This is a genomic window from Roseateles sp. GW835-FHT13E02 (assembly GCF_058794035.1).
In genome coordinates this window covers 41,523-67,253 of the sequence record NZ_JBXAGJ010000004.1, presented here as the reverse complement: position 1 = coordinate 67,253, position 25,731 = coordinate 41,523, and the positions used below count along the sequence as shown (strand labels likewise).

Here is a 25,731-nt window from a genome sequence, read left to right as displayed (position 1 = left end):
CATGCAGGCGGCCTAGCCTGCGGGCTACTTCGTGACTTATTGCAGGCTTGTGCTGCGCGGGTGCTTTGTGTCCGCCTGCGCACCCGGCCGCCCCCACCCACCATGCCGACTCCGATCCTCACCCTGCGCACCCTGTCCGCGGCCGCCTTGCTGGCAGCTGCTTCGCTGTCGGCCCAGGCCGCACCGAGCTTCGTCAACGGCCTGGCGCTCGATGGCGCGGCCCTGGATCTGTCCGGCGGCAGCAGCGTCAACAACGGCCGCCTCGGCTATTTCTCCGACATCTACTACGACAGCAAGCGCAATGAGTGGTGGGGCCTGTCGGACCGCGGCCCGGGCGGCGGCACGCTGAACTACAACACCCGCGTCCAGCGCTTCACGCTCGATGTGGACTTCAACACCGGCGCGATCAGCAACTTCAAGATCGCCGAGACGGTGGTGTTCCAGAGTGCCGGCCAAGGCCTGAACGGCTTGGCACCAAACCCCAAGAACCAGCTGGGCCTGGCTTTCGATCCGGAAGGCGTGGTCATCAACCCGCGCACCGGCACCTTCCTGGTGTCCGATGAATACGGCCCTTCGGTGCGCGAATTCAGCCGCAGCGGTGAGCTGATCCGCACCTTCAACACGCCGGCCAACCTGGTGCCGCGCAATGCCGCCACCGGCGTGGCCAACTATGCCGACGACACCGGCAACACCGCCGGCAAGCGCACCAACCGCGGTTTTGAAGGCCTGGCCATCAGCCCCGATGGCAAGTACGCCTACGCCATGCTGCAAAGCGCCATGCTGGACGAAGGCGGCGGCAATGGCTCGGTCAACCGCATCGTCAAGTTCGACACGGCCACCGGCGAAGCCGTGGCCCAGTACGCCTACCAGATGAAGCGCAGCGGCCAGGGCCAGGGCATCTCGGCCCTGGTCGCCATCAACGACCACGAGTTCTATGTGCTGGAGCGCAACAACCGCGGCGTCGGCGTCGGCGCTGAGTTCGCCACGGCCGACAAAGAGGTCTACCGCATCGACCTGAGCGGTGCCACCGATGTTTCCGGCATCAACCTCAGCACCGGCAGCTACACCAAGGTCAGCAAGTCGGGCCAGATCCTCGACCTGGACGCCAACACCCTGGCCGCCCTGGGCGGCAAGTCGCCCGAGAAGTGGGAAGGCCTGGCCATCGGCCCCAAGCTGGCCAATGGCAATTACCTGATCCTGGCCGGCACCGACAACGACTACAGCGTGACCCAGAACGCCAGCGGTGAGCAGTTCGACGTCTACTTCCGCTTCAGTGATGCCAATCCTTACGCCACGTCCATCCAATGCCCCTTGGGCACGGTGATTGGCTGCACGGGCGCGGCCAGCAGCGTGCCGCAGGATGGCAGCTACCGCCTGCTGCCGGGTGTGCTGCATGCTTACACCATCAGCGAAGCGGAACTGGGCAACTACACCGCCCCGGTGCCCGAGCCGAGCAGCTGGGCCTTGATGGCCGGCGGCCTCCTGGCCCTGGGTGGGCTGGCGCGCCGCCGCAGCCAGAAGTAAGCCGAGCCGGCCCTGGGGGCAAGGGATCGGGCGGGCGCCGGGCCCGCAAAGCAAACGGGCTCTGGATCGAAATCCAGAGCCCGTTCTTCTTGTTGTTGCGCGGGTCTTCGGCTGAAGCTCAGTTGCGACGTTCGGCCACCGTGGTGCTGCCGTTTTGACGCAGTGCCAGCTGGGTGTAGCGGCCGTTGGCGTCGGCCAGGAACTCGACGGTGTTGCCGTTGCGACTCTTGACCTCGAAGCGCGTGCCGCGCAGTCCGATCAGCTCATTGGGTGCACCGGTGCGGCCGCCGGCCGTCAGCACACCGTCCGGGCGCAGCACGATATGGATCTCGTTCGTGCCGATGGCGTAGACACCGACCAGCTTGGACAGGAAGGCCGGGTCCTTGAAGCGCTTGTCGGGCAGGCGTTTGAACAGGGCGGGCTTGACCGAAGGCTCGATCTCGATGCGCAGCCCATCGACATCGCCTTCGAAGTTGGAAACAAACTGCACCCGGGTCTCGCTGAGCTCGCTCAGCTTGTTTTGGGGGGTCTGGAAAACTTCGTAATGCCAGTGCGGCAGGGCGGCTTTCAAGCCGTTGTACTGCAGCTCCAGCCCCGTTGAGCCGCCACCCACGGTGATGATGCCGTAACCGGGATGCTCGTATTCACCGGCGTACTCGCTCAAGGCGAAGGCCGGCTGCGTGCCGGGCTTGCCGGTGTTGAGTTTCTGGGTTTCGGCCGCCTTCTCGGCCGCCAGGCCCTTCAGATAGTTGCCGTGCAGGCGGGCGCTCCAGTCCACCGGTGGCAGGCCCAGCAGCCGGTCCATGGCGGCGTAAAGGATGACGTCGCGCAAGGCGCTGTTGCCGATGTTGACCGTGGTGTAGACGCCGATATTGCGGCCCGGCACAAAGCCCAGGGCGGTGGCGGCGCCGGGCAAATTGCCGCCGTGATCGACCAGGGTGACACCGCGGTAGTTGCTGACGAACCAACCCATGCCGTACTGCGGGCTGCTGCGTTCGGGCCAGAGGCGCGGGTCGGGCAGGGCCATCTGGCCCGTGGTCATGGCGCGCAGGTCGCTGGACTGGATGAGCGTTCTGTCCTTGAACTTGCCATCGGCCGTCAGCATCAGCAGGTACTGGCTCATGTCCCGGGCGTTGGAGTTCAGCGAGCCGGTCGGTCCCATGGCATCGATGGGCACATAGGGCTTGGGTTGTGCGACCTGGGCGTTATCGAGCGCGTAGCCGGTGCCATGGTCGGGTGCCTTGAGAAGGTCGGCAATGGCGAAGTTGGTGGACTTCATGCCCAGCGGGCTCAGGACCTGCTCACGAACCAGGCTTTCCCAACTGCTGCCCGCGACCTTGCCGCCGACATAGCCCGCGGTCATGTACATCAGGTTGTTGTATTGGAAGCGCGCGCGCGGCTCGGCACTCAGCTCGAAATGGCGCACGCGTTTGATCAGTTCCTCACGGCTCAGCGTGCTGTTGAACCAGACCCAGTCGTGGCGCGGCAGGCCGGTGCGGTGGCTGACCATATCGCGCAGGGTGACGGTCTGGGTCGCGTAGTCGCTGTGCAGGCGGAAGTCCGGCAGGTACTCCCGCACCGGCTCGTCCCACTTGAGCTTGCCGTCGCGCACCAGGGTGGCCAGGGCGGCCACGGTGAAGCTCTTGGTCGTGCTGGCAATCGGCTGCACGGTGTTCTCGGTCATGGGCAGTTGCTTGGCCACATCACGCAGGCCATAGCCGCGCGAGAGGATGACCTGGCCATCCTTGACGATGGCGATGGAGGCGCCCGGCACCTTCCACAGTGCGAGCTGTTGGGCCATGAAGGCGTCCCAGTCGGCAAACTCAGGCGGGAGTGTGGGCGCGCCTTGCGCATGGGCACTCAGACTGGCGAGCAGGGCCGTGCTCAGAATCAGGGATTTCATCCGTGGGGACCTTTCGTATCCAAAGCGAACAGGAAGCGGGCGCTCAGAAGACTGGCGCCCGAGGGGACTGCAATCCGTGCCGCCGAAGCGAGGCTCAGCTGGTTTCGGTGAAGGGAGAGCATGACATGGTTCATCGCTGCTCGGAGCTTGCGCGGACACAGGGCTCACTGTGCCGAGCGGGTTTCAACCTGGCGATCCGTGTGCGACAGAACGCACCGTTGCGGGTTCGAGCTGCAGTTCCTTCGGTGATTCGAGGCGCTCATTGCGTCGCTTTCGAGCCAAGCCCTTGTGACCGGAGCCGCGCGAGCTCAGCGATGAGCCGGTCAGCTCCATCTTCCAACTTCAGTTCAGGTGGACCTTGGACGCATCTGCAGATCCGAGTGACAACCTGCTGCACAGACCACCCTGTCCGCCAGGCACCACAGGCTAGGGATTGAAAGTGCGTGCTTGTTGGGTGTTAGACCTTGCAGGCATCGGGGTATTTCTTGTGGTCGAAGAGGGTAAGTTGTCGTGTGTTGACAACGGCGATTTGGGCCGAAACGGCGGTTCGCCAAGGCCAGGGTCTCGTGAAAGCAAGGCAGAAGGATTTCAACGCATCTGCTGAGGCCCTCGTCAGCAAATCAATGGTATTTCTACCAAGAAGGCCGAAAGGCACGCTCGATAAGACTCGCGCGCTGCGGTACTCAATTTTCAACCCCTATTTGCGCCCTCAGCGGCGCGTCTGGAGTGAGTTCATGTTCAAACAGAGAGTCATCAGCAAGGCGGTCTTGATCGCCTTGGGTTCGGCGGCAGTCGCACCTGCGTTCGCCCAGGAGAAGCTCGAGCGCATCGAGATCACGGGCAGCCGGATCAAGAAAGTTGACCTGACAGCGCCCAGCCCGATTCTGACCATCACCTCGGCGGAACTGCGGGCCAATCAAGACATCACGCTGGACACCATCCTGAATGCGCTGCCGCAGATCAATCCGGCCGGAACCACGACCTCGAACAACCCCGGCAACGGCGGCCAGTCCAATATCGATTTGCGCGGTCTGGGCGCCAACCGCAACCTGGTCCTGATCGATGGCCGCCGCCCCATGGTGTCGCAGTCGAACCAGACGGTGGACATGAACACCATCCCGGTGGCGCTGATCGACAGCATCGAAGTGATCACCGGCGGTGCCGGCGCCGTTTACGGTGTGGATGCCATCGGCGGCGTGGTCAACATCAAGCTGAAGCGGAACTTCCAAGGGCTCGAGATTCGTGGTGGCCTGTCCAATGCCGCCAAGGAACGCGATGCTGAAGAGAAAAACGTCAGCCTGACGCTGGGTGGCAATTTCGCTGACAACCGCGGCAATGCGGTGATCGCGATGGAGTACTCCAAGCGTGAAGGCCTGATCAAGGGCCAGCGCCCCTTTGCTGCCGTCGCCACGGCGACCACCGGTGCCTGGCCCGAAGGCGCCTACCGCCCCGGCACGAACACGCCGAGCCAAGCAGCCATCGACGCGTTGTACGCGGGCTATGCGCAGACGCCTGCCGGCACCATCCCGCGGGGGTCCGCGCATTCGTTCAATACGGACGGCACCCTGTTTTATCCCGGTGTCTTCAACAACAAGACCCTGGACGTCATCAACTGGCGCTATCCGGTGGACTCGGGCGTGAACACGCGTCTGTTCCCCGATCTGTACTCGTACAACTTCGACGCGGTCAACATCCTGACCTTGCCCATGGAGCGACGCTCTCTCATGAGCAAGCTGAGCTTCAAGGTCACTGACAAGACCGAGGTGTTCTCCAACTTCGGCTACACCCGTTATGAGTCGCGTACCGCTCTGGCGCCCACGCCGGTTCCCACGATTGACGTGCTGAACCCGGCCAACGCCAAGTCCAACCAAGGCGCGAGCTCGCTGGTCGAAGTCGGCAAGTCGACGGGCAACCTGCTGCCCGTGCCTGTGACCAACCCCTTCATTCCCAAGGATCTCAAGACCCTGTTGGATTCCCGAACGGGCGACAACCCCAACCTCGTCGGTTCCGGCGCCACCGAGCCCTTCCTGATGAACTGGCGAACCGTGGCTCTGGGGCTGCGTGAGAGCCGCCTGACCAACGAAGTCACCCAGGTCGTGGCCGGCGCCAAGGGCGAGCTTTGGTCCGATGCCTGGACCTGGGAGGCCTATCTGTCGGAAGGCCGCACCAAGATCATCAATGATGTGCGCGGCAATGTAGACACCAACAAGCTGATCAACGCCCTGGGTGCGGCCGACGGTGGCAAGTCTCTGTGCGAAGGCGGTGTCAACCCCTTCGGTCGTCAGCCCCTGTCGGCTGCCTGCCAAACCTATCTGGCAGCCCCGGGCGGCCAGCAAACGACCTTTGATCAGAGCATTGGCCAGGCCTTTGTGTCGGGTGAGTTGGGCGAGCTGCCGGCCGGCCCGGTGTCCGTGGTCGGCGGTGTGGAATTCCGCAACTTCAAGTACAGCTTTGATCCAGGTGCAGGCGGTGGACCGATCTCGGGTTTCAATGCCCAGAGCCCGGCTTCCGGCAAGAACTCCTTCAAGGACGTGTTCGCCGAAGTGCAGATCCCGCTGCTGAGCCGCGCGGCCTGGGCCCGCTCGCTGGACTTGTCGGTGGCGGCACGTCAGTCGACCTCCAAAGCCTCTGATCTGATCAAGGACAAGAGCACCGACAGCCGCAGCAGCAATGCCTTCTCGGCGAACCTGACCTGGGTGCCCACCACGGATCTGCGCGCTCGCTTCTCGATTCAGAAGGCGGTGCGGGCGCCCAATTTTGGCGAGCTGTTCGACGGCAGCGGCAGTGCGCCGCAGATCTTTGACCCCTGCTCCGCAGGCTCCGTGGGCCGTACCACGGGTGCTGATGCCGCCAAGCTGAGTGCGCTGTGCCAGGCCACGGGTGTCGGCGCGACCGTGCTGCCGACATTTGCTCAGGCTCCCGGCAGCCAGCTGTCCGTGAACACCACAGGCAATATCGACCTCAAGCCTGAGAAGGGCAACAGCCTGACTCTGGGCCTGGTGTTCGCGCCCACCTCAGGTCCGCTGCAAGGATTCAGCGGCTCGGTCGACTACTACAGCTTCGATGTCAAGGATGCCATCCTCACCCCGGATGCCAACCAGCTGATCGCCAGCTGCTACAACTACGACGGCAGCAATGCGGCCTACAGCAAGGACCACGCCGCCTGCAAGGGCATCGTGCGCGGTGGCGGTGCCGACATCACGCGCATGACCAACGGCTACGTGGCCGACGGTTTGTTCGCGGGCGGCAACGGCGGTCGACTGAAGACCAGCGGTCTGGACTTCTCGGCGGCTTGGGGTACCAAGCTTGGCCCGGGCCGTCTGGATCTGGGCGCCAACTTCAACGTGCTACTGAAGTACCAGTCCAAGACGGCTGCCTACCTCGACAGCCAGGACTTTGAAGGCACTGTGGCCTACTTCGGCGCCGGGCTGGGTCAGACCTTCCCCAAGACCCGCGGCATCTTCAATGCCCGCTACAAGTGGAGCGGCTTCTCGGTGGATGGCCGTGTGCGCTACATCGGCGCCATGGACAACCGCATGGCCAAGAACTTCCCGGGCGAAGCCTTCGGTGGCGTGCCATCGGTCGCTTATCTGGACCTGGGCGCCGGTTGGGAGTTCCGCAAGGACATGAGCATTCGCGTGGGCCTGAACAATGCCATGAACAAGCAACCGCCGGTGTACTCGCCCAATGTGCAATCGGGCACCGATCCTTCCACCTATGACGTGATCGGCCGCCGCTTCTACGTGCAAGCCCAGCTGCACTTCAAGTGATGGTCCTGACGGGGGGCATGAGCCCCGTCTGACAGAACCCTGTGCATGTCACAGGGTTTTTTTTGCCTGTTTCATGTGGCTGCCCCTGGCTTGGAGGCCCTGAGCCTCGCCGCTGCGCGCGGGTTCAGGTGTTCAGCAATGCCAATGGACATGGCAATGGGGCGGCTGTCTCGCCGGCCCGGGCCTGCGCTCAGTGCAGATCGCGCCGCTTCTTCGGATCGAACTGCTTGGGTCGGTAGACATTGCCTTCGCGGTCCACGTCTTCTCGCGCCTTGGCGCGGCGGATCAGCTCGGCCGCTTCGGCGGCGGCCTGCTTGCGGAGCTGGCGGTGGCTGCGCCAGTGGCGCAGCTTGGAGGCCAGCTCGCGCAGGCGCAGCCAGCTGCGGCGCAGCGCTGCGTCCACTTGGCGCTGGCGCGCGGCGGGCAGGGCCATGCGCAGGGCCAGCAAGAGGCAGGTCAGCAGACCGAGGGCGGCAAAGACGTTGGCGATCATGATGCCCCGAGTTTCGCGCAAGTGCCGCAACGCGAACATCTGATTTGCAGGAGTTTCTAGAATGCGCGCTGCCCTGAACCGGGGCGTGTGCGGAGACTGGATTGTTCAAGAATCAACCTTCAAGACTGGCAGGCACGAGCTGCCTGCTGGCGGCCCTGCTCAGCGCAGCGAGCTTTTCCTTCACGGCCTCGGCGGCCAGTTCCGGCGCGGCCACGCCCGCGCCCCTGAGCTCGACCTTGAGCCTGGAGCAGGTGTTCCGCGCCGAGCCCTACCGGGGCGAGAACGCTCGCGAGCCCAAGTTCAGCCGCAGCGGCCGCTATCTGGCCTATCTCTGGAACCCGTTTGGCGAGCCGGGCACCGATCTCTATGTGCACGACAGCAAGACCGGCAAGAGCCTGCGCCTGACTTCGCCGGCCATCATGGCTGCCTTTGACGCGCCCGAGGATCTGCAGCGTTTTGACAAGAAGCTGCAGCAAAAGCGCAGCGAGACCGCCGAGCGCCAGGCCCGCGAGGTGGCCCAAGCCGCCTATCTGCGTGGCGAGAACGTGGACCTGGGCCAGTGGGAAGCCGCCCAGCTGGAGCTGGTGAAGAAGGAATTCGCCGCCAAGAAGGCCAAGGAAGAGGCCCAGAAGGCCGCCGACAAGGCCGAGGCCGAGGCTGAGAAAAAGGCCGCGGCTGCGCTGGAAGCCAAGCGCAGCGGCAAGCCGGTCCCGGCAGAGGCTGCGGCATCGGCGGCATCGGCACCCAGCGCCATAGCCAAGGCCGAGACCAAGCCCGACGCCAAGCTTGAAAAGGACAAGGAACTCTGGGAATGGCGCGACGAGCTGAAGAAAAAACAGCTGCGCGACAAGCTCAAGCCCAGCGACCTCTACCCCGGCGTGACGCAGATCGTCTGGGCCAACAAGGCCGATGAGCTGATCCTGCAGTACCGCGGCGCCTTGTTCCGCTGGGTGGCGGGCGACAGCAAGCTGCAGCCCCTGCTGGACCTGCAGCGCAATCTGCGCATGGTGGCCTACACCGCCGATGATGCCGGTTATGTCTTCATGGACGACAAGCGCGTGCTGCGCGCCCGCTTCAGCCAGGGTGGCGTGCAGGTGCTCAACCGCGAGCTGATTCACCCCGATGACGCAGACAAAAAGTACGCCATCGAATCGACCACGCTGAGCGAAGACAGCCGCTGGATGGCCTTGATCGGCCGCGCGCCCAGCAAGCCGGCCGGCGATGACGGCAAGCCCGTGCCCGAGCCCACCGGCCGTCAGGTCGAGATCATGGGCTACAACGAGCGCTTCGCCAAAGCCAAGAAGGTGGACCGCGAAGTCTCCGACGACAAACGTGTCAACAAGCCGCTGGCGCTGTACATCCGCAAGGTGCCTGCCGCCGGTGAAGCGCCGGCCAAGCAATCGGCGCCCGTGTTTACCCATGCCGGTGGCGATGTCTGGTTCGAGATGAGCCCCATCGCCTGGGCGCGTGATGGCAGCCGCTATGCTTTCAGCACCTGGGAGCGCGAGAAAGAGCTGCTGCGTGTCTATGTGGGCAGCGCCGATGAGAGCGCCAAGCCCGAGATGGTGCTGGAGCGCCGTGGCGATGTTGGCCACGAGGTGGTCAACGTGGTGCGCCCGCGTTTCACGCCCGATGGCAAGCAGCTGGTGCTGGTGCTGGATGAGGCCGGCTTCCGTCAGCCCTATGCCTGGGATCTGAGCAGCCGCAAGCTGCGCCGCTTGGTTCAGGGCGAGTTCGAGGCCCATCAGGTGCTGGGCTTCACGCCCGACAGCAAGAGCATGTTCGTGGCGGCCAACAAGGACGATCTGGCCAGCATGAACCTGTTCCGCGTCAGCATGGCTGATGGCAGCATGCAGGCCCTGGGCGTGCCGGGCGAGTACCACCGCAATGCCGTGGTTTCACACGACGGCCAGTGGCTGGCGGCCAATGCCGGCAACTGGGTGTCGCGCCCTGAGCTCAAGCTGATCGAGACCGGCGCCAAGCCCACGCTCAAGACCCTGACCGACAGCCACGACAAGGCTTGGGCCCAGGTCGATGTGCTGCGCCCCGAGCGCTTCAGCTTCAAGAACCGCCATGGCGACAGCATCCCGGCCTATGTCTTCAAGCCGCAGGGCTGGAAGGCCAGCGACAAGCGCCCGGCTGTGGTCTACATCTACGGCGGCCCGCTGAACGACCGCCACTCGGTCGAGAGCGACAGCTTCCAGCCCAGCGCCTACGTTTTCGCCATGTACATGGCGGCCAAGCATGGCTATGTGATGGTGACCATCGACTCGCGCGGCCACAGCAACTACGGCCGCCGCTTCTCGGACGCCAACTGGGAGAACCCCGGTCTGCCGCAGACCGAGGACCTGGAAGACCTGCATGCGCTGATGAGCAAAGACTTCGGCATCGATCCCGCGCGCGTGGGCCTGAATGGCTGGAGCTTCGGTGGTTTCCAGACCCAGTACACGATGTTCAGCAAGCCCGATCTGTTCGCCGCCGGCATCGCCGGCGCCGGCCCGACCGAATGGGAAAACTACAACAGCTGGTACAGCGGCCGCACCATCGGCAAGACCGATCGCAGCAAGCCCAATCTGCGCAAGTTCTCGCTGATCCCCATGGCCAAGGGCCTGCGCAAGCCCTTGCTGCTGGTGCACGGCATGATGGACCCGAACGTGCTCTACCAGGACACGGTCAATGTCTACCGCGCCCTGCTCGAGTCCGGCAAGGAAGGCCTGGTCGACCTCTTCCTCGACCCCGAGGGCGAGCACGGCATGGGCGGCGCCGTCAAGACCGTGGGCTGGCACCGCAAGTACGAAGCCTTCTGGCTGCAGCATCTGGGCCGCGTCACGCCGTGAGCCTGCGAGGGGCTGAGCGGCAACAAGGCCTGACCCCGGGCCTTGTCTGACGCAAAGCCTCGGGATGAAAAAAGGGCCTGCCGATTCGGCAGGCCCTTTTTTTCATGGGGTGTGTCGAGTGCCTCTTTCAGGCCAGCGCCAGATCCAGGCTGCGCGCGGCTTGCCAGCGGTGCAGCTTGCCGTAGATGGCGCTGAGGCGGCGGCCGACGTCCTCGCTGGCCAGGCGCCAGAGCTGGGCGATCTCGGCCGGCAGGCGGCCGAGGGCGATCAGGCTGAGCAGGTGCTGGTCGGCTCGGGTCAGCTCGTTGAACACCTGGTCGGGCTCGCAATCCAGGCCCGCGGCTGGGGTCAGGTCTTGCGCGGCGGACAGGGCCTGTGCGCGTTCCAGGCTGATGCGGCTCAGGCCCATGCTCTGCAGGGTCTGGCGCGCCAGCTCGGGTGACATCAGGGCCTGGCCGTCTTGCAGCTGGCTCAGGGCCTGAGGCAGGCTGCTGCCGCGTTCGCACTCGACCATATAGCCATGGGCGCCATCGGCCAGGGTGTCGAACAGCATGGTGTCGTGGGCGCAGGAGCTGAGCAGCAGCACCTTGGGCGCCTCGGGCAGGCGGCGCAGTTGCTGCAGCAGGCGGCGCACATGGCCGTCGGCCAGGCGCAGATCGCAGGCCAGAAACTGGGCGCCGCTGGCGCGCAGGGCGGGCAGGCAATCGGTGGCGCGCTCGCTGCTGCCGGCGATCTGCCAGCGGCCGTCTTCGGCCAGGGCTGTGCGCGAAGACTCGAGGGATTTGGACGCGCGGCGCAGCAGGAAAACGGAGGACATGGGGATCATGGAATGCAAGCGCTGCATTGTGCAGCCCTGCCCTGGTGCAACAACCCCGCGATCCGGGGTGTTGAAAGCGGGCCGGTGGCGCATCGCACGCAAGGCCGGCATTCGCGGATGCGCATGCCGCACAATCGGCCGCCTTCACTGACGGGTTTGACCGTGACCGACACCTCGCTGCCTGTGCTCTACACCTTCCGGCGCTGCCCCTATGCCATGCGGGCGCGCTTGGCCCTGCGGCAGGCGGGCGTGGCGGTGCAGGGCCGCGAGATCCAGCTGCGCGCCAAGCCGGCAGCCTTGTTGCAGGCATCGCCCAAGGGCACGGTGCCGGTGCTGGTGCTGCCCGATGGCCGAGTGCTGGAGCAGAGCCTGGACATCATGCGCTGGGCCTTGGCGCAGAACGACCCGGCGGGCTGGCTCGGCGCGGCGCCGCTGGCCGAGCAACTGGCCTGGATCGAGCGCAACGACGGGCCTTTCAAGTGCTTGCTCGACCGTTACAAGTACCCGCAGCGGCAGCAGCCACCCGATGTGCCCGAGGCCATGTTCGCAGCCGCACTGGCGCTGCAACTGCAGCCCATGGAAGCGGCGCTGCAGCACCACGCCTTCTTGTGTGGGCCACGCTGCGGCCTGGCCGATATGGCTTTGCTGCCCTTTGTGCGCCAGTTCGCAGCGGTGGATCCTGAGGCCTTTGCGGCAGCGCCGGTGCCGGCGTTGCAGGCCTGGCTGCAGCGCTTGCTGGCCACGGCGCTGTTCGAGGCGGTGATGGAGAAGCTGCCCGTCTGGGACGAGAGCCCGATTGCGGGCTGAATCGATCCTGCTTCGACCCCGGCCCCCCGATCCCTGCCTTTCGTCCCGGCCGGCAGGCCTGCTGCACAATCAAGCAGGGGTCCGGAGCTGAAGCTGGCTCAGCCGAGCCGCGTGCCGGGCCATCCTTCATTCATCTGGGAGCCTGAATGGCAGTGAAAAAGGTGTTTTCGGGCCTTTGGTGGGCCGTGGGCAAGTTCTGGTGGGTGCTGGACGCCAGCCGGCGAGCCCTGCTCAACCTCTTGCTCTTGCTGATCTTGGTCCTGATCGTGGTGAGCCTCGTCTCACGAGGCCCGGCACCTCTCGCGGACAAGACGACCCTGGTGCTGAACCTGCAAGGCCCGCTGGTCGAGCAGTTCTCGGGCTCGGCCCGCGACCAGGCCATGGCCCAGCTGCAGGGCAACCACCAGCGCCAGACCCGGCTGCGTGATGTGCTGAGCACGCTGGACGCGGCCGCGCAAGACCCGCAGATCGGCAGCGTGCTGCTGAGCCTGGATGAGTTCTCGGGCGGTGGCTTGGCCGGCTTGAGCGAGGTGGCTGCCGCGCTGGATCGCTTCAAGGCCAAGGGCAAGCCGGTGCTGGCCTATGGCGACGGCTACAGCCAGCGCGGCTACTTCCTGGCGGCGCGAGCCAGCGAGGTCTATCTGCATCCCTTGGGTGCCGTTCAGCTGGAGGGTTATGGCCGATACCGCGCGTACTACAAGGATGCCCTGGACCGCTTGGGCGTGAGCGCCAATGTGTTGCGTGTCGGCGCCTTCAAGAACGCGGCCGAGCCCTACTTTTCCAACAGTCCGTCCAAGGAAGCGTTGCAGGCCGAGGCTTATCTTTACGATGACTTGTGGGCGCGCTACACCGCGGCTGTTGAGACCGCACGCAAGCTGCCCAAGGGCAGCCTCGGCAAGAGCATCGACTCCCTGCCTGAAGCGCTGACCGCGCTCAAGGGCGACTCCGCGCAACTGGCCTTGCAAGCCAAGCTGGTGGATGGCCTCAAGACCCGCGACGAGATGCGCGAGCTGCTGATGGCGCGTGGCGCCAAAGACGACAAGGGCAAGAGCTTCCGCCAGGTTTCCATGGCCGAGTACCAGGCTTACATCAAGCCCAAACCCATGTTGGGTGATCGCGTCGGCGTGGTGGTGGCCGAGGGAGAGATCGTCGATGGAGATGCCGCTGCAGGCCGCATCGGCGGGGATTCCACCGCCCGCCTGATTCGCCAGGCGCGCGAGGACGACAAGGTCAAGGCCGTGGTGCTGCGCGTCAATTCGCCCGGCGGCAGTGCGTTCGCCTCCGAGGTCATCCGCCGCGAGCTGGAGCTGACGAAGAAGGCCGGCAAGCCGGTCGTCATTTCCATGGGCGATGTGGCGGCCTCGGGAGGGTATTGGGTGTCCATGTCCTCGGACGAGGTGATCGCCGACCCGGCCACCATCACCGGCTCGATAGGCGTGTACGGCATGCTGCCCACGGGCGACAAGCTGCTGGACAAGCTCTCGGTGCACACCGGTGGCTACACGACGAACTGGCTGGCGGGCGGCTTCGATCCGCGCCGGCCGCTGGACCCGCGCCTGGCCACCACGGTGCAACAAGGCATCAACCACATCTACGATGAGTTCACCAGCAAGACCGCGGCGGCGCGCAAGAAGAGCGTGGCCGAGATCCATGCCGTGGCCCAGGGCCGGGTCTGGACCGGCGCGCAGGCCAAGGAGCGCGGCCTGATCGATCGCCTGGGCCGCTTCGACGACGCCGTGCGCGCCGCCGCCAAGCTGGCCAAGATCGAGGGCACGCCGCCGCTGAGCTATGTCGAGCGCGAGATGGGCCGCGTCGAGCGCCTGCTGTCCAGCCTGGATCAGATCGTCGCGCCCTCGATCGCCGCGGCCGTGCGTGCCGAGCTGGGTCTGGGCGAGGCGGCGAGCTTGCTGCCCAAGGCAGCGCAAGAGATGCAGCGCGATCTGGCCTTTGTCAGCGCACGCGCGCAGGGCGGCCGGCCTTTCAGCACCTTCGCTCATTGCCTGTGCACGCCACCGTGATCGGGGCGGCGCCGTCCGGCGCTTGCTCCTTATAATTGCAACTCAGCGCCGATTTGTTCCGAATTGCGGGCGCTCAAAAAATGCCGCTAAAGAGGGACTCCGCACCGCCGGCGTCCGCTTTCCCCCAGCGGCGCCGGTTTTGTTTTTTCAGGAGTCCCCCATGCCCCATGCAGGACAGCTCGGCCATGTCACCCCCCAGCGCATGGCCTTTGCTCAGCCCTTGCGCCTGCGCAGCGGCGCCGAGCTGCGCGACTACGAAATGGTCTACGAGACCTACGGCACGCTCAATGCCGAGTGCAACAACGCCGTGCTGGTCTGCCATGCCCTGAACGCCAGCCACCATGTGGCCGGCACCTACGAAGGCCAGGACAAGAGCGAAGGCTGGTGGGACAACCTGATCGGCCCCGGCAAGCCCCTGGACACCGACAAGTTCTTCGTCATCGGCATCAACAACCTCGGCTCCTGCTTCGGCTCCACCGGCCCCATGCACATCAACCCGGCCACGGGCAAGGTCTACGGCGCCGATTTCCCGGTGGTGACGGTGCAGGACTGGGTGGATGCTCAGGCGCGCGTGCTCGATGCGCTGGGCGTGCAGCAGCTGGCGGCCGTGTTGGGCGGCTCGCTGGGCGGCATGCAGGCGCTGGACTGGTCACTGCGCTACCCCGAGCGCATGCGCCATTGCATCGCGATTGCCACGGCACCGGCTCTGTCGGCACAGAACATCGCCTTCAACGAGGTGGCGCGCCGCGCCATCATCACCGACCCCGATTTCCACGGCGGCCATTTCTACGCGCACGGCGTGGTGCCCAAGCGCGGCCTGCGTGTGGCGCGCATGATCGGCCACATCACCTACCTGTCCGACGATGCGATGGAGCAGAAGTTCGGCCGCGAGTTGCGCGCCTCCGAGCTGGGCTACAGCACGCAGGACATCGAGTTCCAGATCGAGAGCTATCTGCGCCACCAGGGCGACAAGTTCAGCGACTACTTCGATGCCAACACCTACCTGCTGATCACGCGTGCGCTCGACTACTTCGACCCGGCGCGAGAGCATGGCGGCAATCTCAGCCGCGCCTTCGCCAGCGCCCGCTGCAAATACCTGCTGGCCAGCTTTACCACCGACTGGCGCTTTTCGCCGGCGCGCTCGCGCGAGATCGTCAAGGCCTTGCTCGACAACAAGCGCGATGTCTCCTATGCCGAGATCGACGCGCCCCATGGCCACGACGCCTTTCTGCTCGAGGACCCGCGCTACCACGGTGTCTTGCGCGCCTACTTCCAACGCATCGCCGGAGAACAACAGCCATGAGCGCCATCCTGCAACACATTGCCGCCCTGGTGCCCGCTGGCTCGCGCGTGCTCGACCTGGGCTGCGGCACCGGCGAGTTGCTCGACCACCTGATCCGCCACAAAGGCTGCAGCGGCTACGGCGTCGAGCTCGACGACGCCAATCTGCTGGCCTGCGCCCAGCGCGGCGTGAATGTCATCCAGCTCAATCTGGAAGAGGGCCTGTCCATCTTCGAGGACCAGAGCTTTGACGTGGTGCTGCAACTTGAAACCTTGCAGCATCTGCGCAATACCGAAGCCATGCTGCGCGAGACCGCGCGTGTCGGCCGCATCGGCATCGTCAGCTTCCCCAACTTCGCCCACTGGGCCAACCGCGCCCAGGTGCTGATGGGCCGCATGCCGGTGACCCGTGTGCTGCCCTACGAGTGGTACGACACGCCCAATATCCGCGTCGGCACCTATGCCGACTTTGAGGTGCTGGCGCGCAAGAACCGCCTGCGCGTGCTGGACAGCTTCGGCATCCAGAACGGCCAGACGGTGCGCAGCTTCCCCAATCTGATGGCCAGCATGGCGGTGTTCAAGTTCGATCGGGGTTGAAGAGGGGACATTGCGAGCCGCGAAGGGTGGGCGCTGTGCGCCCAAGGCAGAGCTGACTCCCGATTTACGAATCGCGATTCACGCTTCACCATTCACGGCTCCAACTCTTCCCCATGAAAGGCTCACCATGATTGGCTACACGACCCTCGGCACGAATGACCTGCCCCGCGCCACAGCCTTTTACGACCAGCTGTTCGCGGTCATCGGCATCCAGAGGCTGATGACCTTCGACCGCGGCTACGCCTGGGGGCGCAGCATGGACCAGCCGGGTTTTGGCCTGCTCACCCCATTTGATGGCCAGCCCGCCACCGTCGGCAACGGCGTGATGATCGCCCTGGCCGTGGACAGCGAAGCGAAGGTGATCGCCCTGCATGCCAAGGCGCTGGAGCTGGGCGGCCAGGACGAAGGCGCACCAGGCCCGCGCGGCGGCGGCTTCTACGCTGGCTACTTCCGTGATCTCGATGGCAACAAGCTCAATGCCTTTTGCATGAAACCTGAGTAAAGAGCTGGGCTTGCGGCTCCGGCTCGAAGAACCTCAGCCCTCCACCCGCCCCAGCCTCACCATGGTGTTGCCCGGCAGCCCGTGCTTGAGGCTGGGCATCACCAGCACCGTGTTGGCATAACGGGTTTTGAACACGGTGTCGCCGTCGCGGGCGAAGGCGGTGCCGGCCTCGGGGATGACATCGAGGCCGCGTACCGGGCCCGGCAGGGTGAAGTGAAAGTCGCGGCTGATGGCGGTGATGGCCTCGTCCACCCGGATGGTGCGCTGGCGCTCGGGCAGAGGCAGGCGCAGGCGCGGCTCAGCCCAGTCGGCGCTGACCATGCCGGTCATGCGCAGAAAGCGCACCAGGCCATCAATGGCCACCTCGGCCGAGCGCTGCTCCCAGTGCTGGCCGCATTCGATCAGCAAGGCCTTCTTCGGGCTGGCCGGGTCGCCGAAACCGCCGCGGTCGCGCATGCGCAGGCCCGAGGGGTGGCCGGTGTCGATCAGCAGCTCGCCGGGCATGCCCAGCTCGCGCGCGAAGGCGGCGCCCTTGTCGAGCAGGCCGCAGACCATCAGCGGCCGGCAGGCGTCCTGCATGGAGTGGATGTCGAACAGGTAGTCGGCGCTGTCGACAAAGGGCCGCAGGGCGCGGGCGCGGCGCAGTTCCAGCGTGTCACGTGGGCCGAAGAGCTGCTCATCGCTCCAGACGCGGTTCAGGTCTTCGTCCACGCAGCGTGCGGCATGCGGGTCGGCCGGGTTGAAGCGGGCGTAGGCCTCGACATTGCCGAAGCTCAGGATCAGCCGCCCCTGCAGCGGCTGCAGCGTGCGGCCCATGCCTTGCTGGAACAGCCAATCGAGCGCGATGGCGCCGCAGAGCTCGTTGCCATGGGTCAGGGCTTGCACCATGACTGTGGGGCCGGGGCGGCCGGAGTCCAGCACATGGACGTAGTCGACGCCGCTGGCGCCGCTGCCGTGCCGGTAGGGGCGGATGTCGGGCGGGCTCAGCTCGACCGGGGTGTCGCTGGCCGGGGCTGCGGGAGGGGGGGCTGCGGTGGGTGCGCTCATTCCGTGCTTGTCCATGCTCATTCCTTGCGGTGCAAGGTGCCTTCTTCGGTGCGCTCGTCGGCCTGGAACAGGCCTTCCCAGCGGTCGCCCGTGGGCCAGTGGAAAACGCCCTGGCCATGCTTGACACCGCCGACCCAGGCGCCGACGTAGCGCTCGCCGCTCTTCCAGAAATAGCTGCCCTGGCCCTGCGGCTTGCCGAGGTGGAACTCGCCTTCGTAGCGGTCGCCCGAGGCCAGCTCCATGCGCCCCTGGCCATGGGGCTGACCGGCCTGGATGCTGCCCTCGTAGCGGTTGCCATTGGCATAGCGCAGCACGCCGCGGCCCTGCGGTTCGGCGCGCACATAGTCGCCCTCGTACTGCTGGCCATTGGCCCAGCGGTACAGGCCCTTGCCGTGTGGCAGGCCCTGGCTAATCTGGCCTTTGTAGACATCGCCGCTGGCAAAGCTCAGCTGGCCCACGCCCTCGGGGCTGCCGTCGACCACGCTGCCCTCGTACTGATTGCCGTTGGCAAAGCTGAGCTTGCCCTGGCCGGTGGCCTTGTCGGCCACCCAGTCGCCGAGATAGCGCTGGCCATTGGCCCAGATGAATTCACCTTTGCCCTGGCGCACGCTGCGCACCAGGCTGCCGATGTAGACGTCTCCGTTGGACCATTCGACCCGGCCGTTGCCGCTGACGACCTGGCCCTCTTCGCGCACGAACTGTCCTTTGTAGCGGGTGTCACCGGCGCGGATGTCCATCTCCTGCGGCGCCGGCTTGGCCGCCTCCAGTGCATTGCGGCCGGGCGCAGCCTCGGTACTCGGGCTGCTGACGGCGTTTTTCACCGCACCGAGGGCGCCGCTGATGACGGCGCCCAGGCCGCCTGTGCTGGCCTCGCTGCTGGCGGCCGCCGTCGTTGCGGCTGTCGTGGTGGCTGCTGTACCTGCGGCGCCTGCAGCACCCGCCACCTTGTTCGCACCCTGGGCGGGTGTGGCCGGGGCGGCCGCAACGGTGCTGGGCCGCGGCGCGGGCGGCTTGGGCAGCACGGACTGGAAACTGTCCGGCAGGGCCACGGCCGTCCAGGGCGTGCCGCGTTCGCGTGCCAGGGTCTGGATGAAGGCATTGGCGTTGTCCAGGGCCGCGTCCTTGCAAAGGGTGGTGGCGCGGCGCCAGGCGGTCTCGGCGATCAGGGACTGAGCCTGGCGCTCGGTCACCGGCAAGCCGGGCGCTGCGGTGCGGAACTTCTGCGTGAACTCGCGCGCTTTCTCGAAGATGGGCGCGCAGTACTCGGCGTTGTGGGCGTCGATCTCGGTCTGCTCGCGGCGGCGCTGGGCAATCTGCTGCTGGCTGCCGGTGCAATGCTCGGCGGCCAGGTCCCACATGGTCTCGGCCTTGCTGTAGAGCGAGGCGGCATCGGCAAAGCGGCGTTCGCCAAAGGCCTTGGCCGCCAGTTCCTGCAGCGAGGCCGCATCGCGGTGCGAGAGCTCGCATTGCGAGCCGGCCGCCAGGCGCTCGGCCACCGCAGCGCGCTGGCGCTCGTTGTCGCTGAGGGCGCGCTGGGCGCGCTCCTGGGCCCGGCCGTTGCAGCCCAGGGCGGCCTGGGTCCATAGCGAGATAGCCTCTTCATAGGCCTTGGCCAGGTCTTCCAGCGCCTTGTTTTGGGCTTGCGCCGTGGCGGCGCGCAAATCGCTGCTCATGGCCTTGGCAGTCAGGGCCGAGCAACTGGGCGGCGGTGGCGCCGGAGGAAGGGCATCGCTTGCCGCCGAGGCAGCGCTGGCGGCTGGAGCCGCGCCGGCCGGCACGCCCACGACCGGCGCCGAAGCGGCGGCCACGGCCGGTGCTGGCGTTGGGGCTGGCGCTGGCGCAAGCGCTTGAGCCAGGCAGGTGGCGCTGCACCAGGGCAGCATGGCCAGGCCGATGAGACGACGCACATCACCGGCGCGCAAGCGCGCGAGAGCGCGAGGGGGGAAACCGAGGGGCTGCGGCAAAGGATGCGTCATTTTTTGGCGGGGCCGGAGGCCATGGGCATGTCCAGCATGGCGTCGATCAGACCGCGTGCGAAGCGGCCTTGGTTCATGTCTTCAGGGCCCGAAAAGGAAAAAGCGGCGGGCGCCGAGGCGAGCGGCATGGCGCCGATCTCAAACAGCAGTTCCTCGGGCTTGAAGCCGTTGAGGATGGCCTGCACCTCGTAGCCCAGGCCTTTGGCATCGGCCAGTTTGCTGAGCGCGTCAAGACGTTCGGCGTCGAAGGCAAAGGCATTGCTGGTGAAGCTGTTCTCGATCAGCTTCTGATGCAGGCGAAAGCCGCCCAGGGGGTTGCCGCCGAGCTTGGCCACGCGTTCGAACGCCCAGGCGTCGGCGCGATCAAAGACCGTGGCGCCCACGCGTGCCACGCCGGACAGCGAGCCTCGGTTGGCGGCCGCCGCCTGCAGGGCATTGACCACCTGCTGCCGGGTCAGTTTTTCGGCGGCATCGGTCAGCCCTTCGCGCAACTTCTGCGCCGCCAGACTCTTGCCTTGCTCGATCAGCTGTTGTTTGAGCACTTCGGTCACCACGTTCTGCGCCGCGCTCTTGGCGGCAGTCACGGCAGCTTCGGCCGCCATCGCCGCCCCCTTCAAACCCGAGGCCAGGGTGACCAGGTTGTAAAGCGTGCCGACGATCTTGCTGCCGTAGTGAAAGGTCTTCATGCGCGCGCCGCCCTCTTCGGACAGGCCCTGCGTCCACAGCACGGCCCAGAGCGCCTCGTCTTCGGTCAGCTGCACCTTGGGCACTTCCAGCGAATGCATGCTGAGCAGCCAGTGGTAATCCTGCACCTCGGGCGTGCTGGGCGGGGCAAAGCGCGTGTAGCCGCGGCAGACTTCGAACGGTGTGATCACATGCTGCTTGCCGGTGGACAGCTCCACGGAAAAGGGCTGGCCGCGGTCGCGAATCTCGGCCAGGCCGTTGAGCATCTGTTCGGTGTCCTCGGTTCTGAGGCCGGCCAGCACCACCACCTTGTCACCCAGTTGCAAGGGCGAGCCGGGCGCCACAGCCACCACGGTCAGGCGCTCGTCCACATTGAGTGCCCGCACCCAGGCCACGCGGTCGTTCTCGGCCCAGCCGTTGCTGGTGGCCAGGGCGAAGGGCAGCTCCCATTGCTTGTCGCAGTCGGGGTCCTTGAGGGCGGCGCTGCGGGCGATGGCCGGGCGCACCGCTTGCTCGCCGGCACCAAAGGCGCGGATATTGCCGAGCAAGGTCTCATTGACCGGGCGACCATCATCCACGGTGTACTTGGGCGCCGACGCGCAGGCCGTCAGCAGCAGACAGATGAGCAGAGACAGCAGATTTCTCATCGCATCAAATCCGGGTCAAGGAGTAACAAAAGTTTGCAGTGTAGGGGGCCGAGCTGGCGTCAGAATCGGGGCCGCCCTGCCCTTGAGCCATTGTTCATCGGCCTTGGGGCGCGGACGGCATGCTCGCCGAGTTTGATGACGCTTCCCAGGTAGTTTTACCGCCCCGGGCAAGCCCTGGGGTGGCCTGCGTGGGGCCCTGCCTACACTGAGCCGCATGCGAACTCTGAGAACCGATGATGGCATCCCCCTGCACTGGCGGCAGTGGAGCAAGCTGGGCCTGGAGCCAGCCCGTGGCACCGTGCTGTTGGTCCATGGTCTGGGAGAGCATGTGGGGCGCTACGAAACTCTGGCGGCCAAGCTCAACCACTGGGGTTGGCATGTGGCCGGTTATGACCAGCGCGGTCATGGAGCTTCCGGCGGCCCGCGTGGCGATGTGCCCGATGCCGAAAGGCTGCTGCAAGACCTGGGCTTGGTGATCGACGAGCTGCGCGCCGATCGGCAACTGGGCCGCGGTCCCTTGATCCTGTTGGGACACAGCATGGGTGGCCTGGTGGCGGCGAGATTCGTCGCTGGAGGCCTTGCGGCCAGCAGCGGCGGTCAGCTGCCCATGTGGTTCCGCCCGGTGGATGCCCTGGTGCTTTCTTCGCCCGCCTTGGATCCGGGCATGTCGGCTTTCCAGCGCCTGCAACTGCTGCTGGGCGAGACCCTGGTGCCGCATCTGGCCGTGGGCAATGGGCTCAAGACCCGCTGGATTTCCCGCGATGCCGCCGTCGTGCAGGCCTATGTCGACGACCCGCTGGTGCACGACCGCCTGACGCCCACCTTGGCTCGCATGATTGTCGATGCCGGTGAATTGGTGCGTCAGCACGCCGCCGATTGGGTGGTGCCCACTTTGCTGCTCTGGGCCGGCAGCGACCGTTGCGTTGCCCCCTCCGGCAGCGCCGAGTTTGCGGCCGCGGCCCCGCCCGCCATCCTGCGCGCCCAATGCTTTGGCCCGCTTTTCCACGAGATCTTCAACGAACCTGAGCGTGAACAGGTGTTCGCGGCTCTGGAGTCGTGGCTGAGCGGCCGCTTCTGAGTTGCAGACGCCCGGCGCGCGGCTGACGGCCGGGCCTCAATCCGCCGGTTTCAGGCCGCCTTCACAGGCAGGCACAGTTCGCAGCTGAAAACGCCGGTGCTGGGGTCGTACTCGGCGCCGGGCGGGTAGCGTTCAAACACGGGGCGCCCGTCAATTTGCAGGCCGCTGCCGGGCAGCCATGCGCGCAGAAGTTCGGTCCAGGCGTGGCTGAAATCAGCCAGGGTGCCGCGGAACTGGGCCACGGCATAACGTCCGCCGGGCAGGTTCTGGATGCTGGCCGGGCTGCGCGGCACAAAGTCGGCGTCGACTTCAACGCAGGCGTCGTAGCGGCATTTGTCGGCCTTTGTGACGTGCGGGTCGTCATGGCCGATGCCGTAGCAGGTTCGGCCGATCAGACCCTGCGCCTGCTGCCAGGGCAGCACGGTGTTCATCCAGAACTGGTGCACGCCGAGGCCGTAAGGGCCGATGTGACGCAAATAGGCAACCCGGCTTGCGGGCAGTTGTTGGAGACGGACTTGCATGGTGCTCTCTGAAGTGAAACAAGAAGAGCCTGCATCATCTTCAGCATGCGCTGTGTCGGCCTGATCGAGATTGCGCTCCCACTGATCCAGATTGCTCTGCAGCGCCGCGGGCGGTCGATGACGGCGCGTCTGCTGCTCTCTGGAGGATGCCAGGTCGCGCGCCCAGCGCTGCGGGCTGTCCTGGCGCCAGGCGGTGGGCGTTTGGCCGAAGCGCAGCTTGAAGGCGCGTGCAAACGCTTCGCTGGAGCCAAAGCCCACGGCCAGGGCGACTTCCAGCACCGAGCGCGGCTCGGGCTGGGCCAGCATCAGGGCGGCCACGTCGAGGCGGCGGCGGCGCAGGTAGTCGCCCAGGGTTTCGCCCATCCAGGCCGCGAACACGCGGTGGAAATGAAAGGGCGAGAAGTGCATGCGCTCGGCCAGGCTGCTCAGGTCCAGCGTGTGGTCGAGGTGTCGATCGATGTGATCGAGCAGCGCGTTCATGCGCTGGGCGTGGCGCAGCCGGTGAGCGGCGCTGGAGTCGCTGGGCATGCCGAAGCGGTGGTTCAGCCCCGGCGGGCTTTGCGCAGTTCCCAAAGCTTGAGCACGTTGTCGAGCACGGCGCGGCTCAGTTCGTCCTTGTGCTTCAGATCGGCCAGCTGGGCGCGCTGGGCCTCGCTGAGTGTGGACTCGTCGCCCCCGAGCAGGGCGATGGGCTCCAGCAGCGGGCCACTGACCGCATCCTCGAACAGCGGTGCCCAGGATTCCGGCGCCAGGTCCACCGCGGTCAGGAAGCCGATGGCCCATTCCTCGGCATCGACCAGATCACCGTCCTCGTCTTCTGCGACGCTGAAGATGGGCTCCCACAGTTCGGGCTTGGCATTGAGCTGCCATTCGATCGACTGCAGATGGCGCAGCACCAGCAGGGTCACGCGCTTGCGCTGCTTGCCGCTGACGAAAGGGTAGTTCTCGGATTTGCTGCCGGCTTCGAGGTCATCCCCGTCGCCGCCCCAGACCGTGGGCAGCCACGCGGCGCCGGGCAGATCGGCTAGGCGCTGCGGGCTCAGCAGCAGGCCGGCCAGATAGCCGTCGAGTGCTTCGATGTTCATCGCCGCCTCGACCGGCAACTTGATCAGCATGTCGTCCAGCGTGGACAGCTCCTCGTCGTTGAGGGGCAGGTGGTCGGACTGAGGCTTGTATTGGGGATATTCCATGGCGCGATTGTCGCTGCTTCGGCTGCGCTGCGGCAGCCGGCTTCAGTGCGGGCCTGGAATCAGAAGCGGCTGCGCGCCTTCTTGCTGTCGAACTCCAGCAACTGGGCTTTGAGCAGGGCCATGAGCACGCGAGCATTGGCCTCGGTCAGGGTCAGGATGGTGCTGGGCTCGATGCCTTCGACCGGGGCCTTGGGGCTCACCAGGGCGTCGACCTTGAGCAGCATCTGGCCGTGGATGTTGTTGGAGGCGGCCTTGAATTTCTGGATCTCGATGGTGTACGTCTTCATGGGGTCGAATCCTAACCGGCGGGGCGGAAGCTGGATGATGCCAGCCTCCTACCCGCTGCGCGACCCGTGCGGTCGAGGCCGGCGATCAAGCCTGGTTCTTGGCGCTGAAGACGGCGCGCAGCCGCGTCACGACCGTCAACCCGGCCAGGCACAGCGCACCGGCCGCCAGACCCACAGCACCATCGAACAACAAGGGGCCCAGCCAGGACAGGGCGCCCAGGCTCTGCGCCAGGGCTTCTCCGGCATGGTGCAGTGCGGGCAGGCCGTGGCTGAGAATGCCGCCGCCGACCAGGAACATGGCCACCGTGCCGGCCAGCGCCAGGCCTTTCATGAGCCATGGGGCGGCCGAGAGCAGCATGCGGCCCACGCTTTGCTGGAAGGCACCCGGCCGGCGGCTCAGGTAAAGGCCCGCGTCATCGATCTTGACGATGCCCGCGACGAGACCGTAGACCCCGGCCGTCATGGCCAGGGCAATGCCGCTGAGCACCAACACCTGAGTGCTGAAGCTGGTACCAGCCACGGTGCCCAGGGTGATGGCGATGATTTCGGCCGAGAGGATGAAATCGGTCCGGATCGCCCCCTTGATCTTGTCGCGCTCGAAAGCCACCAGGTCCTGGTCCGGGTTCAGGGCGGCTTCGCTCAGTGCCTGGTGCTCCGCCTCCACCTCGGCGGCGCTGTGCAGGAATTTGTGAGCGAGCTTCTCGAAGCCCTCGAAGCAGAGGTAGGCACCCCCCAGCATCAGCAGCGGCGTCTCCGCCCAGGGCGCCCAGGCGCTGATGGCCAGGGCGGCCGGCACCAGGATGGCCTTGTTCAGGAAGGATCCCTTGGCCACGGCCCAGACCACGGGCAGTTCGCGTTCGGCCGAGACGCCGGCGACTTGTTGGGCGTTCAGCGCCAGATCGTCTCCGAGCACGCCGGTGGTTTTCTTGGCTGCCACTTTGGACAGCAGGGCCACGTCGTCGAGGATGGTGGCGATGTCATCGATTAGAGCCAGGAGGCTGGAAGCGGCCATGGGTGCAAGCGTGCCTTGTGTGGGTTGGGCGCAGAAACTGCGAGGCCGCTTTGTACCGCATTTGCCGTGGCACACTGCGCCCATTTCCAGCACAGGGATTGCCCGCCATGAAAAAGACCGTCCTCGCCCTCGGCCTGCTGAGCAGCCTGATGTTTGCCTCGGCCGCCCACGCCCAAGCAGTGGCACCTGCGGCCACGGCGCCAGCGCCCACCGTGGCCAAGCTGGTTTACAACGAGCTGGCCGATGCCCGCGCCGAGTTGAACCAGGCTCTGGCTGCCGCGCAGGCCCAGCGCAAGAACGTGCTGGTGGTGTTCGGCGCCAACTGGTGCGGCGATTGCCTGGCCCTGGACCGCAAGATGAGCGCCGGCAGCCTGTCCGAGCATGTGGGCAAGCGCCTGGTGGTGCTCAAGGTCAATGTCGGTCGCTTCGATCGCAATGTCGACCTGGCGGCACAGATCGGCGTGTCGCTCAAAAAGGGCATCCCAGCCGTGGCCGTGCTGGCCAACGACGGCAGCGTGATCAAGGCCACCAACGGCGGTGAGCTGGCCGACGCCCGCAATATGGGCGACGAGGCCGTGCTCAAGGTGCTGGAAGGCCTGCACAGCAAGACCTGACCCCGGCGCCTGCCGGGCGGTGGCGCGTGAGTCCGGTGGGCTGTTTTCGAAGCCAGCTCACTGGCCTGTCACCGGCTTGGGGGTCAAGCCTTGCCTGCCACCTTGTCTTTTGCACCATGCTCACCT

Annotated in this window: 20 protein-coding genes; 10 read left to right on the top strand and 10 right to left on the bottom strand. The window is 66.0% G+C overall.

Annotated features, from left to right (window positions below):
- Positions 1-102 precede the first annotated feature (102 nt).
- Entirely contained in the window at positions 103-1,524 is a 1,422-nt protein-coding gene (locus tag AC1Q6P_RS05250) for an esterase-like activity of phytase family protein (protein ID WP_492664500.1), read from the top strand.
- A gap of 118 nt (positions 1,525-1,642) precedes the next feature.
- On the opposite strand, the gene AC1Q6P_RS05245 is transcribed toward AC1Q6P_RS05250, so the two are convergent.
- Positions 1,643-3,427 (bottom strand): serine hydrolase, encoded by a 1,785-nt coding sequence (locus AC1Q6P_RS05245; RefSeq protein ID WP_492664501.1) that lies wholly within the window; start codon positions 3,425-3,427, stop codon positions 1,643-1,645.
- Positions 3,428-4,161: 734 nt separating this feature from the next.
- On the opposite strand from AC1Q6P_RS05245, the gene AC1Q6P_RS05240 reads away from it, so the two are divergent.
- A complete protein-coding gene (locus AC1Q6P_RS05240) occupies positions 4,162-7,197 on the top strand; it encodes a TonB-dependent receptor domain-containing protein (RefSeq protein WP_492664502.1) in 3,036 nt (1,011 codons plus the stop codon).
- Between the two features lie 190 nt (positions 7,198-7,387).
- On the opposite strand, the gene AC1Q6P_RS05235 is transcribed toward AC1Q6P_RS05240, so the two are convergent.
- Complete coding sequence (locus AC1Q6P_RS05235; RefSeq protein WP_492664503.1) at positions 7,388-7,690, bottom strand: hypothetical protein; 303 nt, start codon at positions 7,688-7,690, stop codon at positions 7,388-7,390.
- A 101-nt stretch (positions 7,691-7,791) separates the two neighbouring features.
- Between AC1Q6P_RS05235 and AC1Q6P_RS05230 the strand changes: the two genes are divergently transcribed.
- Complete coding sequence (locus AC1Q6P_RS05230) at positions 7,792-10,527, top strand: prolyl oligopeptidase family serine peptidase (protein WP_492664504.1); 2,736 nt, start codon at positions 7,792-7,794, stop codon at positions 10,525-10,527.
- 127 nt (positions 10,528-10,654) lie between these two features.
- On the opposite strand, the gene AC1Q6P_RS05225 is transcribed toward AC1Q6P_RS05230, so the two are convergent.
- On the bottom strand, positions 10,655-11,344 hold the full coding sequence (locus AC1Q6P_RS05225) for a response regulator transcription factor (protein WP_133155181.1): 690 nt from the start codon (positions 11,342-11,344) through the stop codon (positions 10,655-10,657).
- Positions 11,345-11,506: 162 nt separating this feature from the next.
- Here AC1Q6P_RS05225 and AC1Q6P_RS05220 point away from each other — a divergent pair, with 162 nt between their 5' ends.
- The 5 genes from AC1Q6P_RS05220 to AC1Q6P_RS05200 all read left to right on the top strand — a co-directional run bounded on the left by AC1Q6P_RS05220 (position 11,507) and on the right by AC1Q6P_RS05200 (position 16,549).
- A complete protein-coding gene (locus AC1Q6P_RS05220; RefSeq protein WP_492664505.1) occupies positions 11,507-12,151 on the top strand; it encodes a glutathione S-transferase in 645 nt (214 codons plus the stop codon).
- Between the two features lie 146 nt (positions 12,152-12,297).
- Positions 12,298-14,169: a signal peptide peptidase SppA gene (sppA, locus tag AC1Q6P_RS05215; protein WP_492664506.1), complete on the top strand. Its 1,872-nt coding sequence runs from the start codon at positions 12,298-12,300 to the stop codon at positions 14,167-14,169.
- 160 nt (positions 14,170-14,329) lie between these two features.
- Positions 14,330-15,472 (top strand): homoserine O-succinyltransferase MetX, encoded by a 1,143-nt coding sequence (metX, locus tag AC1Q6P_RS05210; protein WP_492664507.1) that lies wholly within the window; start codon positions 14,330-14,332, stop codon positions 15,470-15,472.
- Entirely contained in the window at positions 15,469-16,047 is a 579-nt protein-coding gene (gene metW, locus AC1Q6P_RS05205) for a methionine biosynthesis protein MetW (RefSeq protein WP_102768058.1), read from the top strand. The genes metX and metW overlap by 4 nt, the downstream gene beginning before the upstream one ends.
- 127 nt (positions 16,048-16,174) lie before the next feature.
- Positions 16,175-16,549: a VOC family protein gene (locus AC1Q6P_RS05200; protein ID WP_492664508.1), complete on the top strand. Its 375-nt coding sequence runs from the start codon at positions 16,175-16,177 to the stop codon at positions 16,547-16,549.
- Between the two features lie 33 nt (positions 16,550-16,582).
- Here the strand turns inward: AC1Q6P_RS05200 and AC1Q6P_RS05195 are convergent, their stop codons facing one another.
- Genes AC1Q6P_RS05195 through AC1Q6P_RS05185 form a run of 3 tightly spaced genes read right to left on the bottom strand, consistent with a single transcriptional unit; the run spans position 16,583 to position 20,903 of the window.
- On the bottom strand, positions 16,583-17,596 hold the full coding sequence (locus AC1Q6P_RS05195) for a M14 family metallopeptidase (protein ID WP_492664509.1): 1,014 nt from the start codon (positions 17,594-17,596) through the stop codon (positions 16,583-16,585).
- Positions 17,597-17,613: 17 nt separating this feature from the next.
- Positions 17,614-19,572 carry an MORN repeat-containing protein gene (locus AC1Q6P_RS05190; RefSeq protein ID WP_492703073.1) on the bottom strand — a complete coding sequence of 653 codons (1,959 nt, stop codon included), beginning with the start codon at positions 19,570-19,572 and terminating at the stop codon, positions 17,614-17,616.
- Positions 19,569-20,903: a hypothetical protein gene (locus AC1Q6P_RS05185; RefSeq protein WP_492664511.1), complete on the bottom strand. Its 1,335-nt coding sequence runs from the start codon at positions 20,901-20,903 to the stop codon at positions 19,569-19,571. Before AC1Q6P_RS05185 ends, AC1Q6P_RS05190 begins: the two co-directional genes overlap by 4 nt.
- A gap of 214 nt (positions 20,904-21,117) precedes the next feature.
- Here AC1Q6P_RS05185 and AC1Q6P_RS05180 point away from each other — a divergent pair, with 214 nt between their 5' ends.
- On the top strand, positions 21,118-21,981 hold the full coding sequence (locus AC1Q6P_RS05180; protein WP_171827499.1) for an alpha/beta hydrolase: 864 nt from the start codon (positions 21,118-21,120) through the stop codon (positions 21,979-21,981).
- Positions 21,982-22,031: 50 nt separating this feature from the next.
- On the opposite strand, the gene AC1Q6P_RS05175 is transcribed toward AC1Q6P_RS05180, so the two are convergent.
- The 4 genes from AC1Q6P_RS05175 to AC1Q6P_RS05160 form a co-directional block, all read right to left on the bottom strand.
- A complete protein-coding gene (locus tag AC1Q6P_RS05175; RefSeq protein WP_492664512.1) occupies positions 22,032-23,030 on the bottom strand; it encodes an AraC family transcriptional regulator in 999 nt (332 codons plus the stop codon).
- 14 nt (positions 23,031-23,044) lie between these two features.
- Positions 23,045-23,692, bottom strand: coding sequence for a UPF0149 family protein (locus AC1Q6P_RS05170; protein ID WP_492664513.1), 648 nt, complete (start codon positions 23,690-23,692; stop codon positions 23,045-23,047).
- 59 nt (positions 23,693-23,751) lie between these two features.
- Positions 23,752-23,979: a hypothetical protein gene (locus AC1Q6P_RS05165; protein ID WP_102768052.1), complete on the bottom strand. Its 228-nt coding sequence runs from the start codon at positions 23,977-23,979 to the stop codon at positions 23,752-23,754.
- 85 nt (positions 23,980-24,064) lie between these two features.
- Positions 24,065-24,991 (bottom strand): DUF808 domain-containing protein, encoded by a 927-nt coding sequence (locus AC1Q6P_RS05160; protein WP_492664514.1) that lies wholly within the window; start codon positions 24,989-24,991, stop codon positions 24,065-24,067.
- A 107-nt stretch (positions 24,992-25,098) separates the two neighbouring features.
- Here AC1Q6P_RS05160 and AC1Q6P_RS05155 point away from each other — a divergent pair, with 107 nt between their 5' ends.
- Positions 25,099-25,605, top strand: a complete 507-nt coding sequence (locus AC1Q6P_RS05155; protein WP_492664515.1) for a thioredoxin family protein — start codon at positions 25,099-25,101, stop codon at positions 25,603-25,605.
- Positions 25,606-25,731: the final 126 nt, after the last annotated feature.